This is a genomic window from Sphingomonas jatrophae (assembly GCF_900113315.1).
Classification (GTDB): Bacteria; Pseudomonadota; Alphaproteobacteria; order Sphingomonadales; family Sphingomonadaceae; genus Sphingomonas_P; species Sphingomonas_P jatrophae.
Window position 1 is genome coordinate 1,016,036 of sequence record NZ_FOZG01000002.1, and the last position, 12,923, is coordinate 1,028,958.

Sequence of the window (12,923 nt, forward strand, 5' to 3'; positions counted from 1 at the left end):
GGGCCGGGGCGATGGACCGCGCCGCGCTCGTCGCCTTTGCGCGCGAGTCGATCGCACGCGGCTCCAAATCCTTCGCGGCCGCCGCGCGGCTGTTCGATCCCGCAACGCGCGACCGGGCTTGGCTGCTCTACGCCTGGTGCCGCGCATGCGACGACATTGCCGACGGGCAGGATCATGGCGGCGCGATGCAGGCGGTCGACGATCCGCAGGAGCGCCTGGCTTACATCCGCCGGCTCACCGCGGCCGCGCTGGCGGGCGAGGCAACGGGCGTGCCCGCCTTCGATGCCCTCGGCTTCGTCGCCACCGAGTGCCGCCTGCCACATGCCTTCGTGTGGGAGGTGGTGGAGGGCTTCGCACTCGACGCGGCGGATTGGCGGCCGCGCAGCGAGGACGACCTGCACCGTTACTGCCATCATGTCGCGGGCGCGGTCGGCTGTTTGATGGCGGTGCTGATGGGCGTCGCGCCGGGTGACGAGGAGACGCTGGATCGCGCCGCCGACCTCGGCCAAGCTTTCCAGCTCGCCAACATCGCGCGCGACCTGTGCGAGGACGATGCCGCGGGCCGCTGCTACCTGCCGGCCGACTGGCTGGCGGAGGTGGACGTTCCGCCGGGCGAACAGATGCGCCCGATCTATCGCGATCGCATCGCCACGCTCGCGCGCCGGCTGGGCGACAAGGCGGCGGCGCACGAGGCATCGGCCCGCGTCGGTGCCACGCGGCTGCCCTTCCGCGCGCGCTGGGCGGTGCTGGCTGCCGCCGGCATCTATGGCGACATTGCGCGCGAGGTCGTCCGCCGCGGCGCGCGCGCGTGGGATGCGCGCGTCGTCACCTCAAAGGCGGCGAAGCTGGGCTGGGTCGCGCGCGCATGGGGTCAGGCGGTGCGCTCACCCCCGCCCGCTTCCCGTCGTGGATTATGGACGCGGCCACGCGGCTGAGGCACAGGGCCGCATGTCGCCCCTCCGATATATTTCCGCCTTGTTTCTGCTGCTTGGCGGCACCGCCCATGCCCGCACCGTCGAGGACGAGCAGGTCTGGCTGAACGCGGTCGTCAGCGGCACGACCAAGTCGGGCTTCGCCTACTGGCTTGAGGCGCAGCCGCGCTTCACGGACGGCGCCGGGCGCCTCGGCCAGTTGCTGTTGCGGCCGATGGTCGGGTGGAAGCTGTCCGATGCGGTCACCGTCTATGGCGGCTATGCGCATGTCGTCCTGCCGATCGAGAACGGGCCCGATCGCAACGAGGACCGCCTGTTCGGCCAGGTGTCCTCGACCATCGGCAAGGTGGCGGGCGGCACGCTCAGCTCACGCACGCGGCTCGAATATCGCGACCTGTCGAACGGGCGCGACGCCGGCTGGCGCTTTCGCAACTGGCTGCGCTACGTCCGCCCGATCACCGCCCCCGACAAGACCCGCGCGCTCGTCTATGTCGAGCCGTTCGTCGCGCTGAACGACACGGATTGGGGTGCACGCCGCGGCTTCGACCAGCTGCGCAGCTTCGTCGGTGTCGAGGTGCCGCTGAAAGGCCGCAGCACGGTTGAGCTCGGCTATCTCAACCAGCTGGTCAACGCGACGGGCGGGGTGACGCGGGTGAACCACGTCGCCTCGCTCAGCCTGTTCATCCGGCCCTGACGCCGTCCTTCGCCGGCGCGCGCACGCCCTTGCGGCCGCGGCGGGCCAGCTCGGCCTTGAGCGCCTTGGGCCGAGGCGCGACGAGGAAGCCGAAGCTGACCGTGCCCTCCTTCGTCTCCACCGCATGGTGCAGCCGATGCGCCTGGACGATGCGCTTCATATAGGTCGAGCGCGGCACGTAACGGTGCGGCAGCCGGCGATGCACGATCCAGTCGTGAAAGCCGAAATAGATCGCACCGTAAGCGGCGATCCCCGCGCCAATCCACGCGAAACCCGGCCACCAGCCCAGCTGCACGCCGCCCAGCAGCAGCACGAAGGACGGCACGGCGAAGATCACCGCGTAGAGATCGTTCAGCTCCCAATTGCCATTGCGCGGGCGATGGTGGCTTTCGTGGAGGAACCAGCCGGGCCCATGCATCACCCAACGATGCGCGACATAGGCCACGCCCTCCATGAAGGCGATGGTGAGCAGGAACAGGGCGATGCCGACGATGGGGGACATTGGGCCCATATAGCGCGATGTCGCGGCTTCGGCACCATTCCCGCGCTGGCCGGTTCAACGCGCGTGCCCGCCGCCTTCGGGACGTGGTCACCGGTCTTTGCGCGAAGGAGAAGGCGAGTGCGTCGACACGTCCAGCATGGTCGAGTGGGGCTGGCCTTCATCGGCCTCCTCGCGGTCACCGCCTGCGCGACGCCTTCCACCGAGGATCGCGTGCGCAGCGAACTGCTCCGCGCCGGCGTCCAGCCGCGCATGGCCGGCTGCATGGCGGAGCGGCTGTCCGACCGGCTGTCGATCATGCAGCTGCGCAAGCTCGGGCGTGCGGCGCAGATCACGCAGCGCCGGGTCGGCGCGATGACGGTGGACGAACTGATCGGCCGCGTGCGGGGTATCGGCGATCCCGAGATCGTCGAGGTGGTGACGCGCGCAGGTGTCGGCTGCTTCATCGCCGGCTGACCCCGTATCATTGGCGCGCTGCACCTGCGAAGCTTGGAATGGCGGCGCGGCTGTGCTTTAGCGGCCGGGACTCTTTTTGAACCTTCAAGGGGCTCGTCCGCGCGATGAATATTCACGAATATCAGGCCAAGGAGCTGCTGGCGAAATTCGGCGCGGCGATCCCCGCCGGCCATGCGGCGCTGACCGTCGACGAGGCGGTGAACGCGGCCTCGCAGCTGCCCGGGCCCCTCTACGTCGTGAAGGCGCAGATCCACGCGGGCGGCCGCGGCAAGGGCAAGTTCAAGGAGCTGGGCCCGGATGCCAAGGGCGGCGTGCGCCTCGCCAAGTCGCTCGACGAAGTGCGCGCGGCGGCGACCGACATGCTCGGCAACACGCTCGTCACCATCCAGACGGGTGAAGCGGGCAAGCAGGTCAACCGCCTCTACGTCACCGATGGCGCCGACATCGCCAAGGAATATTACCTGTCGATGCTGGTTGACCGGAAGACCGGCCGTATCGCCGTCGTCGCCTCTACCGAAGGCGGCATGGACATCGAGACGGTGGCGCACGACACGCCCGAGCTGATCCGCACGATCACGATCGATCCGGCGGAAGGCTTCCAGCCGCATCACGGCCGCGCCGTCGCCTTCGCGCTGAAGCTGAAGGGCGACCTGAACAAGCAGTGCGTGAAGCTGGTCGAGCAGCTCTACAACGCGTTCATCGGCACCGACATGTCGATGCTCGAGGTCAATCCGCTGGTCGAGACGACCGACGGCAAGCTGCTGGTGCTCGACGCCAAGGTGTCGTTCGATTCGAACAGCCTGTTCCGCCATCCCGACGTGTTCGCCCTGCGCGACGAATCGGAGGAGGATCCGGCCGAGATCGAGGCGTCCAAGTATGACCTCGCCTACATCAAGCTGGATGGCGACATCGGCTGCATGGTCAACGGCGCCGGCCTCGCCATGGCGACGATGGACATTATCAAGCTGAACGGCGCCTTCCCCGCCAACTTCCTCGACGTGGGCGGCGGCGCCACCACCGAGAAGGTGACGGCGGCGTTCAAGATCATCCTGTCCGATCCGGCGGTGAAGGGCATCCTGGTCAACATCTTCGGCGGCATCATGAAGTGCGACATCATCGCCAACGGCATCGTCGCCGCCGCCAAGGAAGTGAACCTCTCGGTGCCGCTGGTCGTTCGGCTCGAAGGAACCAACGTGCAGCAGGGCAAGGACATCCTCGCCAATAGCGGCCTGCCGATCGTTCCCGCGGACGATCTGGGCGATGCCGCGAAGAAGATCGTCGCCGAGGTGAAGAAGGCGGCCTGACGAAAGAGCCATCATGCCGGTCGGGTGGCCGGCATCTCCTGCGAGGGCGCGGCACGCCCGCACGAGATCCCGGCCATCGCCGGGATGACGGCGCGAGAGGAAGGAAGAGACGATGAAGGTAATCGTGCCCGTGAAGCGGGTGATCGACTATAACGTGAAGCCGCGGGTGAAGCCCGACGGCTCGGGCGTCGATCTCGCCAACGTCAAGATGAGCATGAATCCGTTCGACGAGATCGCCGTCGAAGAGGCGATCCGCCTGCGCGAGAAGGGCGCCGCGACGGAGATCGTCGCCGTCTCGATCGGTGAGCCGAAGGCGCAGGAAACGCTGCGCACCGCGCTCGCCATGGGTGCGGACCGCGCGATCCTCGTCACCGTCGAGGGCGTGGTCGAGCCGCTCGCCGTCGCCAAGATCCTGAAGGCGATCGTGGACGAGGAACAGCCGGGCCTCGTCATCCTCGGCAAGCAGGCGATCGACGACGACGCCAACCAGACGGGCCAGATGCTCGCCGCGCTGACCGGCCGGCCGCAGGGCACGTTCGCCAGCAAGGTCGAGGTTTCGGGTGAGACGGTGTCCGTCACGCGCGAAATCGACGGCGGTCTCGAGACGGTCAGCCTCAAGCTGCCCGCCATCGTCACGACCGACCTCCGCCTGAACGAGCCGCGCTATGCCTCGCTGCCGAACATCATGAAGGCGAAGTCCAAGCCGCTCGCGCAGAAGACCGCCGCCGATTACGGCGTCGACACCGCGCCGCGGCTGAAGACGCTGACGGTGTCCGAGCCGGCCAAGCGCCAGGCGGGCGTCAAGGTCGCCGACGTCGACGCGCTGGTCGACAAGCTCAAGGACATGGGAGTGGTGGCATGAGCGTCCTGGTTCTGATCGAGCATGAGGGCGCCCGCATCAAGGACGCCTCGCTCTCCACCATCACCGCCGCGCAGAAGCTGGGCGACGTGGTCGGCCTCGTCGTCGGCGGTGGCGATGCGCAGGAGGCCGCCCAGGCCGCTGCCAAGATCGCCGGCGTGACCAAGGTGCTGGTGGCGAGCGATGCCGCCTATGAGCATCAGCTGGCGGAGAATGTCGCGGCGCTGGTCGTCGGCATCGCTGCCGATCATGACGCTATCCTGTTCAACGCCACCTCCACCGGCAAGAACGTCGCCCCGCGCGTTGCCGCTCTGCTCGACGTCATGCAGATCTCCGACATCCTGTCGGTCGAGAGCGCGGATACGTTCACCCGGCCCATCTATGCCGGCAACGCGATCGCGACCGTCCAGTCGTCGGACGCCAAGAAGGTGATCACCGTGCGCGGCACCGCCTTTGCGAAGGCGGCGGCGGAAGGCGGGTCGGCCTCGGTCGAGCCGGTTTCGGGCGGCGGCGATCAGGGCCTGTCCAGCTTCATTGGCGCGGAAATCGCCAAGTCGGAGCGGCCGGAGCTGACCTCGGCCAAGATCATCGTCTCGGGCGGTCGTGCGCTTGGCTCGTCGGAGAAGTTCCACGAGCTGATCGATCCGCTGGCGGACACGCTGAAGGCGGGCGTCGGCGCCAGCCGTGCGGCGGTCGACGCGGGCTACGCCCCGAACGACTATCAGGTCGGCCAGACCGGCAAGATCGTCGCTCCGGAAATCTATGTCGCGGTCGGCATCTCCGGCGCGATCCAGCATCTCGCGGGCATGAAGGACTCCAAGGTCATCATCGCGATCAACAAGGACGAGGACGCGCCCATCTTCCAGGTGGCGGATCTCGGCCTCGTCGGCGACCTGTTCAAGCTCGTGCCCGAGCTCACCGAGAAGCTGGCCAACAAGTAAGTCATGCAGGCGGGTTGCCTCCGGGCGGCCCGCCTTGCACGCGGCAATCGGGCCCGCTACGCTCCTTTCACGACCGCCCTTCCGCTTCCGGATCGTCGATCGTGGAGGCATGGCGATGAACCTGCGCCGGTTAATCTCCGACATCATGACGCTCTTCCGCCAGATCCGCTATCAGGTCGGGCGCTTTCGAAAGCACTGACCGACGCGATGATCCACGTCCGACTGCGGGTGACCGGCCGGGTGCAGGGCGTCTTCTTCCGCGACTGGACAGTCTCGACGGCACAGGCGCTCGGCCTGTCGGGCTGGGTGCGCAACCGTCATGATGGCAGCGTCGAGGCGCACGCCGCCGGGACGCAGACAGCCATCGATGCCTTCGTCAGCGCCTGCCGTACCGGGCCGTCCGCCGCACGCGTGGACGACGTGATCGTCACCCCTGCCGAGCCCATGCCGCTGGACGGCTTTCGCCGCTCACCGGCCAACTGATCGGCCAGACCAGCGCTTGAACCCTTGGCGCGTTCGGCTGTTGCTTCCCCCGCAAGTCAGGCGGAACGTCATGCGTTATTTTCTGGATACCGAGTTCAATGGCTTCGGCGGGGCACTGATCAGCGTCGGACTCGCGGCCGAGCATGGCGAGGATTATTACGTCGCGCTGCCACTCCCCGACCGGATCGAGCCGTGGGTCGAGCGGAACGTCATCCCCTACCTCTTCCACGTGCCGCCGGAGCAGGACAACCGGCTCGACCGCGTCGCCGCCGCGCACGATATCGCCCGCTATCTGGGGGCCGATCCCGACCCGCTGATCGTGGCGGACTGGCCGGAGGATATCGCCTTGTTTTGCCGGCTGATGATGCCGGGGGCGACCGACGTGGTCGATCTGCCGCGGCTCGCCTTCGATTATGTCCGCACGCCCGGCTTTGCCACCGCGCGCGCCAGCAAGGTGCCGCACAACGCGCTGCACGATGCGCGCGCGCTCCGCGACCATCTGCTCGCGCTGGAGCGCTGACGCACCCGCGCGAGCCGATCGGCTCAGCGGTGGAAATCGACCAGCGTCAGCTTGTCGAGGCGCTTGGCCGCGGCGCGCTCCTGCGCGTCGCCGACAATGCCGGAGACGAGCAGATCCAGCTGGCGCTGGCCCATCCGCTCCTCGATTGCGGCGCGCTGGAGCATGGCGCGGCTCTGCCCGGCGGGACGCTCGGCGGTGAGTATCACAGGCTCGGGGATGGAGCCGGCATGTGCGGCGGTGGCGCTCGCCCCCATGAGGAGGGCGGCGAACAGGGTCTGGATCTTCATGGCAGCGATGCTTTCGGCCGCGGTCCGGCGACTTCGGGCGGCTTCACATCGCTTCCCCCCGGAAGCACCGCGAGGGGGCTATGCGCGCAATCTAGTTACGACGACGTTTACGATGCCGGAACGATCTCGCCCTCTGTAATCGTCGCGAGCGATCAGCGGCGGCGCGGGGATACCACGCCGCCGCCTGGGCCTTAGAAGCCCGTGCCGCCCACCGGCACGACGGTGACGGCACGCCGATTCTGCGCCCACGCGCTCTCGTCCGATCCGGTCGCCGCAGGCCGTTCCTTGCCATAGCTGATGACCGAGATGCGCCCGGCATCCACGCCGTTCGCAGCGAGGAAGTTCTTGGCCGAGTTGGCGCGGCGATCCCCCAGCGCGAGGTTATATTCGCGCGTGCCCCGCTCGTCGGCATGGCCTTCGACGGTGACACGCACGCGCGGATTGCGCGCCAGCCACTGTGCCTGGCGCAGCAGGATGGCCTGCGCCTCGCTGTCGATGTCGTGGCTGTCGGTCACGAAATAGACCGTGTCGGTGCCCGCCTGGCGCAGGAAGTCGGCCCGGCTGCCCGGCACGTCGCCGGTCTGGGTGGAGGTGCCAGATGTGTCGGCACCCGTGTCAGCGGGGCCGCTCGCCGGGGGGGGCGGCAGCTCGGCCGGCTTCTTCTTGGCGCAGCCCGCGACGGCCAGCGCCAGCGCGCTCGCCATCACGATCCGGAAGGGGAGGTTCGCCATCGTCCTGTCTCCTTGGCAGTAATCTTAGGGGGTCGTTCAGGGAAGCAGCGGGCCCCAGGCGGGGTCCGATCCGTCGAGCGGGGTGGGGATGCGGCGCTCGTTTACGCCGGTCAGATCGACGGACCACAGGTCCGCCTTGCCGCTGCCCTGCCCGGTGCGGAAGAACATGATGACGCGCCCATTGGGCGAGAAGGTGGGCCCCTCATCCTGCCAGCCGTGCGTCAGGATGCGTTCGCCCCCGCCCGTCGGCGACATGATGCCGACGGAGAAGCCGCCGCCGATCTTGGTGAAGGCGATCAGATCGCCGCGCGGGCTCCACACCGGCGTCGCATAGCGGCCGCCGCCGAAGCTGATGCGCTGCTGGCCCGATCCGTCCGCATTCATCACGTAAAGCTGCTGCCCGCCGCCGCGATCGCTCTCGAACACGATCTTGCTGCCGTCGGGCGAATAGCTGGCCGACGTATCGATGCCGGGCGAGGTGGTCAGGCGGACCGGCTGGCCGCCGCTCGCGGGCACGCGGTAGATGTCGGTGTTGCCGTTCACCGCCATCGAGAAGACGATGGAGCGCCCATCCGGCGAGAAGCGCGGGGCGAACGTCATGTTCGGCTGATCCACGACAAGCCGCTGCGTGCCGGAGCCGATCTGATAGACGTAGACGCGCGGCCGATCATTCTCGAAAGACATGTACGCGATCGTCTGCTGGTTGGGCGCGAAGCGCGGCGTCAGCACGATGGCGCGGCCGTTGGTCAGGAAGCGGTGGTTGGCGCCGTCCTGGTCCATGATCGCCAGGCGCTTGATGCGCTTCTTCTTGGGGCCCGTTTCCGACACGTAGACGACGCGGCTGTCGAAATAGGGGCCTTCGCCGGTCAGCCGGGTGTAGACCGTGTCGGCGCACTTGTGCGCACCACGCCGCCAGGCGGCCGGCTGCACGACGAAGCCCTGCCGCGCGATCTCCGCGCCCGAGACGACATCGTAGAGGTAGCAGCCGACCGTCAGCGAGCCGTCACCATTGGCCTGGACGAAGCCCTGCACCAGCGCCTGCGCGCCCGTCTGCGTCCAGAAGGGGAAATCGGGTGCGGTGACCTGCGCAAAGGCGACGGGGGCGAGCTGCCCCTGCGGCAGCGGCGAGAACAGGCCCGAGCCCTTCAGGTCGTTGGTCACGATCTCGGCGACGCGCTGGCCGAGGCTCGCTGTGTCGCCCGCGGGCGTGCCCGTGGCGGCGGGCGTCGGCATCACCGGGATGGCGATCGGCATGGGCTGCGCGATGCCGCCCGACACGTCGACGCGCAGCTGCGCCGCGGCGGGGGTGGCGAAGAGAGCGGCCGCCGCCAGCAAAGCCGTTCGGGCTGAGCCTGTCGAAGCCCTGCCCTTGGCGCGGCGGAGAAAAGAACGGCCCTTCGACAAGCTCAGGGCGAACGGGGTCATCAGGGTCATACCTCTTCCACTCCTCAACCGCTCAGGCGGTTGTCGAAATTCGTGTCGAGCTCTTTCCAGTCCTCGTAGAACTCGGCGGGCAGGCGTTTCAGCGGCGCCGCGCGCAGCACCGCACGGCGCGCCGCATCCTGGTGCTGGCGGACATAGCCGCGGTTCGACGCATTGGTGCCCGTCGTGCCGAGCACCTCCGGCGCGCCAGCAAGGCTGCCATCCTTGTTCAGCCGCACCCGCAGCGTGGTGACGAGCTGATCGACGTCGGTGCCGGCAGGCGGCGACCAGTAGGGCTTGAGCTGCTCGCGGATCAGCCCGGCCAGCGCATTGGCCTGCGCCCCCGTCATCGCCGCGCGCGGCGTCTGCGCCTTGCCGGCGGATTTCTCGGGCGTGATGCCTTTCAGGAAATCGTCGCTGAGCAGGCCGCCGCTCGTCTTCTTGCCCGTGCCCGCGCCGGGCTTCGCCGCGGGCTTGGCGGGTGCCGCCTTGGCCGGCGCGGCCTTGGCGGGCGCGGGCTTGGCCGATGACGCCGCCGCGGGCTTCGCCGGAGTCGGCTTGGCCGGCGCAGGCTTGGCGGGCGCTGGCTTTGCCGGCGTCGGCTTCGCTGGTGCGGGCTTCGGCGGTACGGGCTTGGGCGTCGGCTTGGTCGGCTCCGGCTTCGGCTTGGGCGTGGGCTTCGGCTTCACCGGCTCCGGCGGCGCGGGCTTCGGCGTCGGCTTGGGCGCCGGCGGCGGGGGTGCTGGCGTCGGCTTGGGCGGCGGCGGCGTGGGTTCGGGCTCCGGCTCCGGCTCGGGTGCCGCTTCTTCCGGCGGGCCGGCCTCGGGCGCAGCGGCAGGGGCCGGCGCCTCCTGGCTGATCTCGGGCGCGGCGGAGCGCGGCGCCACCACGTCGACCAGCTGCACGTCGATCGGATCGTTCATCGGCGGCAGCGGCTTGGACTTGGTCAAAAGCCCGAGGGACAGCACGCCGAACAGCAGGACGTGCCCGACCAGCGCGATCGCGAAACCGGTGCGCTCGGCGCGCTCCATCGCTCAGCGGCGCTCCTGGCTTTGCGTCGTCACCAGCGCGACGCGGTTCAGCCCGGCGGCGTTCAGCTCACCCATCACCTTCATCACCCGCCCGTAATCGAGCGCGCGATCCGCCCGCAGGAACACCTGCGGCCCCTTTTCATCCTTTGCCGCAGCGGCCGCCTGGGCCAGGCGCGCGGGGAAGATCGCGTCCGCCACCGGCTCCTCGCCGATGAAGATCTGGCCCTTCTCGTCCAGCCCGATCTCCAGCGGCTTCTGCTCCTGATCGAGCGCGCCGGCGCGGCTGTCGGGCAGGTTCACCGGCACGCCCGCGGTCATCAGCGGCGCCGTCACCATGAAGATGATCAGCAGCACCAGCATCACGTCGACCAGCGGGGTGACGTTGATCTCGGACATCGGCGCACGCCGGCCATTGCCCGAGCGGTTGGAGATCGGCCCCATCGCCATCAGCGTTCCAGTTCGCGGCTGAGCGTGGCGTGGAAGCCGTCGGCAAAGCGATTGAGCTTCGCCTCGAACCGGCCGACGCGGTGGCTCAGCCGGTTATAGGCGATCACCGCGGGGATGGCGGCGAACAGGCCGAGCGCGGTGGCGAACAGCGCCTCGGCGATGCCGGGTGCCACGACGCCGAGCGACGTATTCTGCGAGGCGGCGATGTCAGTGAAGCTGCGCATGATGCCCCACACGGTGCCGAACAGGCCGACGAAGGGCGCGACCGAGCCGATCGTGGCGAGGATGTTCAACCGGTCGGACAGGCGATCCGCCTCCGCCGCGACAGCCGCGCCCATCGCCGTCGCCAGCCGGGCGCGCGTGCCCTCGCGGTCCACCGCCTTGCCTTGCGTCGAGCGGCGCCATTCGGAGACGCCTGCGGAGAAGACCTTGGCCGATGGCAGATCCTCGCGACCGGCGCCGTCATAGAGCCGGTCGATGTCCTCCGCCTTCCAGAATTCGCGCTCGAACGCGTCGCTCTTCTTGGCCAGGCGGGTCAGGCGGAAGCTGTGGCCGATGATGATCGCCCACGTCCAGATGCTGGCGAACAGCAGCCCCAGCATCACCCCCTTCACGACGATATCCGCCTGCATGAACAGCGCGATGGGCGACATCGTGGCGCCGCTGGCCGTTACCGTGAAGCCTTCCATGAACTCACTCATCCCCTGTCTTCAGCAGCGGCCGGAACCGCTCCATCCATGATGCCGGCTGCCGCCGCGGCCGGCCGGACGCGTCGAGAAAGGCGGCGGTCACCTCCGCCTCCACCAGCACCTCCACGTCGCGCATGACCCTTTGCTGAATGACGCACGACACGGGCCGAAGTGCCGTCAGCCGGCTTTCCACCACCAGCACGTCTTCCAGCCGCGCCGGGCGGCGATAGCGCAGCGTCAGTTCGGTGATGGCATAGGCGCCCTCGCCCGCATCCCACACCGCGCGCTGCCCGGCCCCGGCCAGCGCCAGCATGGCACTGCGGCCGCGCTCCAGATAGCGGACGTAATTGGCGTGGTAGACGATGCCGGTTATGTCCGTGTCCTCGAACCATACGCGCAAGGGCAGGCGGTGCACCTTGCCGGAAAAGGCGCCGAGGCTCGGCGGCTCGATGGTCGGGTCGCTGCCGGTCATGTCAGCGGGGTCTAGTCACTGCGGACCGTGAGGCCAAGCACAGTGATTAACCACGCTAGGCCTCGAACAGGCCGCCCTGCATCCCCTCCGGCATCGGCAGGCCGAGATGCGTCCAGGCCGCGCCGTTCAGGCACCGCCCCCGCGCGGTCCGTGCGACGAGGCCGACCTGGATGAGGTAGGGCTCGATCACCTCCTCCACCGTGTCGCGCGGTTCGGACAGGCCGGCGGCCAGCGTCTCCACGCCGACCGGGCCGCCGCGATAGATGTCGGCGATCATGCGGAGGTAGCGCCGGTCCATCGCATCGAGGCCGAGCTTGTCCACCTCCAGCCGGTTGAGCGCAGCATCGGCCACCGCCGCGTCGACCTCAGGCGCACCCGCCACGTCGGCGAAATCGCGCACGCGGCGCAGCAGCCGGCCGGCGATGCGCGGCGTGCCCCGCGCACGTCGCGCAATCTCGCGCGCGCCATCGGGCGCGATGGCGAGGCCGAGCAGCCCCGCCGCCCGCGTGACGACCGAGACGAGCTCGTCCACCGTGTAGAAGATCAGCCGGATCGGAATACCGAACCGATCGCGCAGCGGCGTCGTCAGCAATCCCTGCCGCGTCGTCGCGCCAACGAGGGTGAAGCGCGGCAGATCGATGCGGATCGAGCGGGCGGACGGCCCCTCGCCGATCATGATGTCGAGCGCACGGTCCTCCATCGCGGGATAGAGCACCTCCTCCACCGCGGGCTGGAGGCGGTGGATCTCGTCGATGAACAGCACGTCGCCGTCCTCGAGATTGGTCAGCAAGGCGGCAAGATCGCCCGACTTGGCGATTACCGGGCCGGACGTGGCGCGGAAGCCCACCCCCATCTCGCGCGCGACGATCTGCGCCAGCGTCGTCTTGCCGAGACCCGGGGGGCCGAACAGCAGCACATGGTCGAGCACGTCGCCCCGCGCCTTGGCCGCGCTGGTGAACACGCGCAGATTGTCACGCGCCGCCTTCTGCCCGACGAAGTCGTCGAGGCTCTTCGGCCGGAGCGCCGCGTCGACATCCTCGGGCCGGCGATTGGGCGTGGTCAGGCGCGCGTCGGTCATCCGCCGTTCCCTAGCTGTTCGCACAGGCCAAAGTCGAGCGAGACAAGCTTCTACACAGAACGATCCGACCGCCCGGCC

17 protein-coding genes are annotated in these 12,923 nt (G+C 68.9%); 8 read left to right on the forward strand and 9 right to left on the reverse strand.

The annotated features are described in order from the left end of the window. Positions 1-11 precede the first annotated feature (11 nt). Both BM360_RS14100 and BM360_RS14105 read left to right on the forward strand, forming a co-directional pair. A complete protein-coding gene (locus BM360_RS14100) occupies positions 12-935 on the forward strand; it encodes a phytoene/squalene synthase family protein (RefSeq protein ID WP_093315665.1) in 924 nt (307 codons plus the stop codon). Positions 936-948: 13 nt separating this feature from the next. Beyond that, a complete protein-coding gene (locus tag BM360_RS14105) occupies positions 949-1,626 on the forward strand; it encodes a DUF2490 domain-containing protein (protein ID WP_093316062.1) in 678 nt (225 codons plus the stop codon). Here BM360_RS14105 and BM360_RS14110 read toward each other — a convergent pair. Continuing rightward, entirely contained in the window at positions 1,613-2,128 is a 516-nt protein-coding gene (locus tag BM360_RS14110) for a sterol desaturase family protein (protein ID WP_093315667.1), read from the reverse strand. The genes BM360_RS14105 and BM360_RS14110 overlap by 14 nt on opposite strands. Positions 2,129-2,245: 117 nt before the next feature. Here BM360_RS14110 and BM360_RS14115 point away from each other — a divergent pair, with 117 nt between their 5' ends. The 6 genes from BM360_RS14115 (at position 2,246) to BM360_RS14140 (ending at position 6,688) form a co-directional block, all read left to right on the forward strand. Further along, positions 2,246-2,581, forward strand: coding sequence for a hypothetical protein (locus tag BM360_RS14115; protein WP_242653487.1), 336 nt, complete (start codon positions 2,246-2,248; stop codon positions 2,579-2,581). A gap of 104 nt (positions 2,582-2,685) precedes the next feature. After that, entirely contained in the window at positions 2,686-3,885 is a 1,200-nt protein-coding gene (gene sucC / locus BM360_RS14120) for an ADP-forming succinate--CoA ligase subunit beta (protein ID WP_093315671.1), read from the forward strand. Between the two features lie 112 nt (positions 3,886-3,997). Continuing rightward, complete coding sequence (locus BM360_RS14125) at positions 3,998-4,747, forward strand: electron transfer flavoprotein subunit beta/FixA family protein (protein ID WP_093315673.1); 750 nt, start codon at positions 3,998-4,000, stop codon at positions 4,745-4,747. Further along, a complete protein-coding gene (locus tag BM360_RS14130; protein WP_093315674.1) occupies positions 4,744-5,685 on the forward strand; it encodes an electron transfer flavoprotein subunit alpha/FixB family protein in 942 nt (313 codons plus the stop codon). The genes BM360_RS14125 and BM360_RS14130 overlap by 4 nt, the downstream gene beginning before the upstream one ends. 207 nt (positions 5,686-5,892) lie before the next feature. Then, a complete protein-coding gene (locus tag BM360_RS14135) occupies positions 5,893-6,168 on the forward strand; it encodes an acylphosphatase (RefSeq protein ID WP_093315676.1) in 276 nt (91 codons plus the stop codon). A gap of 70 nt (positions 6,169-6,238) precedes the next feature. Further along, entirely contained in the window at positions 6,239-6,688 is a 450-nt protein-coding gene (locus tag BM360_RS14140; protein WP_093315678.1) for a hypothetical protein, read from the forward strand. A gap of 23 nt (positions 6,689-6,711) precedes the next feature. Here BM360_RS14140 and BM360_RS14145 read toward each other — a convergent pair whose 3' ends face one another. From BM360_RS14145 to ruvB, 8 genes are all read right to left on the reverse strand, one after another. Further along, positions 6,712-6,975 carry a hypothetical protein gene (locus BM360_RS14145; RefSeq protein WP_093315680.1) on the reverse strand — a complete coding sequence of 88 codons (264 nt, stop codon included), beginning with the start codon at positions 6,973-6,975 and terminating at the stop codon, positions 6,712-6,714. A 191-nt stretch (positions 6,976-7,166) separates the two neighbouring features. Continuing rightward, the gene (pal, locus tag BM360_RS14150; RefSeq protein WP_093315681.1) at positions 7,167-7,706 is read right to left on the reverse strand and encodes a peptidoglycan-associated lipoprotein Pal; all 540 of its coding nucleotides are present in this window, start codon (positions 7,704-7,706) and stop codon (positions 7,167-7,169) included. A 36-nt stretch (positions 7,707-7,742) separates the two neighbouring features. Next, positions 7,743-9,041 (reverse strand): Tol-Pal system beta propeller repeat protein TolB, encoded by a 1,299-nt coding sequence (tolB, locus tag BM360_RS14155; protein WP_242653488.1) that lies wholly within the window; start codon positions 9,039-9,041, stop codon positions 7,743-7,745. Between the two features lie 113 nt (positions 9,042-9,154). Continuing rightward, entirely contained in the window at positions 9,155-10,159 is a 1,005-nt protein-coding gene (locus BM360_RS14160) for a hypothetical protein (RefSeq protein ID WP_093315682.1), read from the reverse strand. Positions 10,160-10,162: 3 nt separating this feature from the next. Beyond that, a complete protein-coding gene (gene tolR, locus BM360_RS14165) occupies positions 10,163-10,606 on the reverse strand; it encodes a protein TolR (RefSeq protein ID WP_093315683.1) in 444 nt (147 codons plus the stop codon). After that, entirely contained in the window at positions 10,606-11,307 is a 702-nt protein-coding gene (gene tolQ, locus BM360_RS14170) for a protein TolQ (RefSeq protein ID WP_093315684.1), read from the reverse strand. The genes tolR and tolQ overlap by 1 nt, the downstream gene beginning before the upstream one ends. Next, positions 11,300-11,767, reverse strand: a complete 468-nt coding sequence (locus BM360_RS14175; protein ID WP_093315685.1) for a YbgC/FadM family acyl-CoA thioesterase — start codon at positions 11,765-11,767, stop codon at positions 11,300-11,302. Before BM360_RS14175 ends, tolQ begins: the two co-directional genes overlap by 8 nt. 55 nt (positions 11,768-11,822) lie before the next feature. Next, positions 11,823-12,845 carry a Holliday junction branch migration DNA helicase RuvB gene (gene ruvB, locus BM360_RS14180; RefSeq protein ID WP_093315686.1) on the reverse strand — a complete coding sequence of 341 codons (1,023 nt, stop codon included), beginning with the start codon at positions 12,843-12,845 and terminating at the stop codon, positions 11,823-11,825. Positions 12,846-12,923 lie beyond the last annotated feature (78 nt).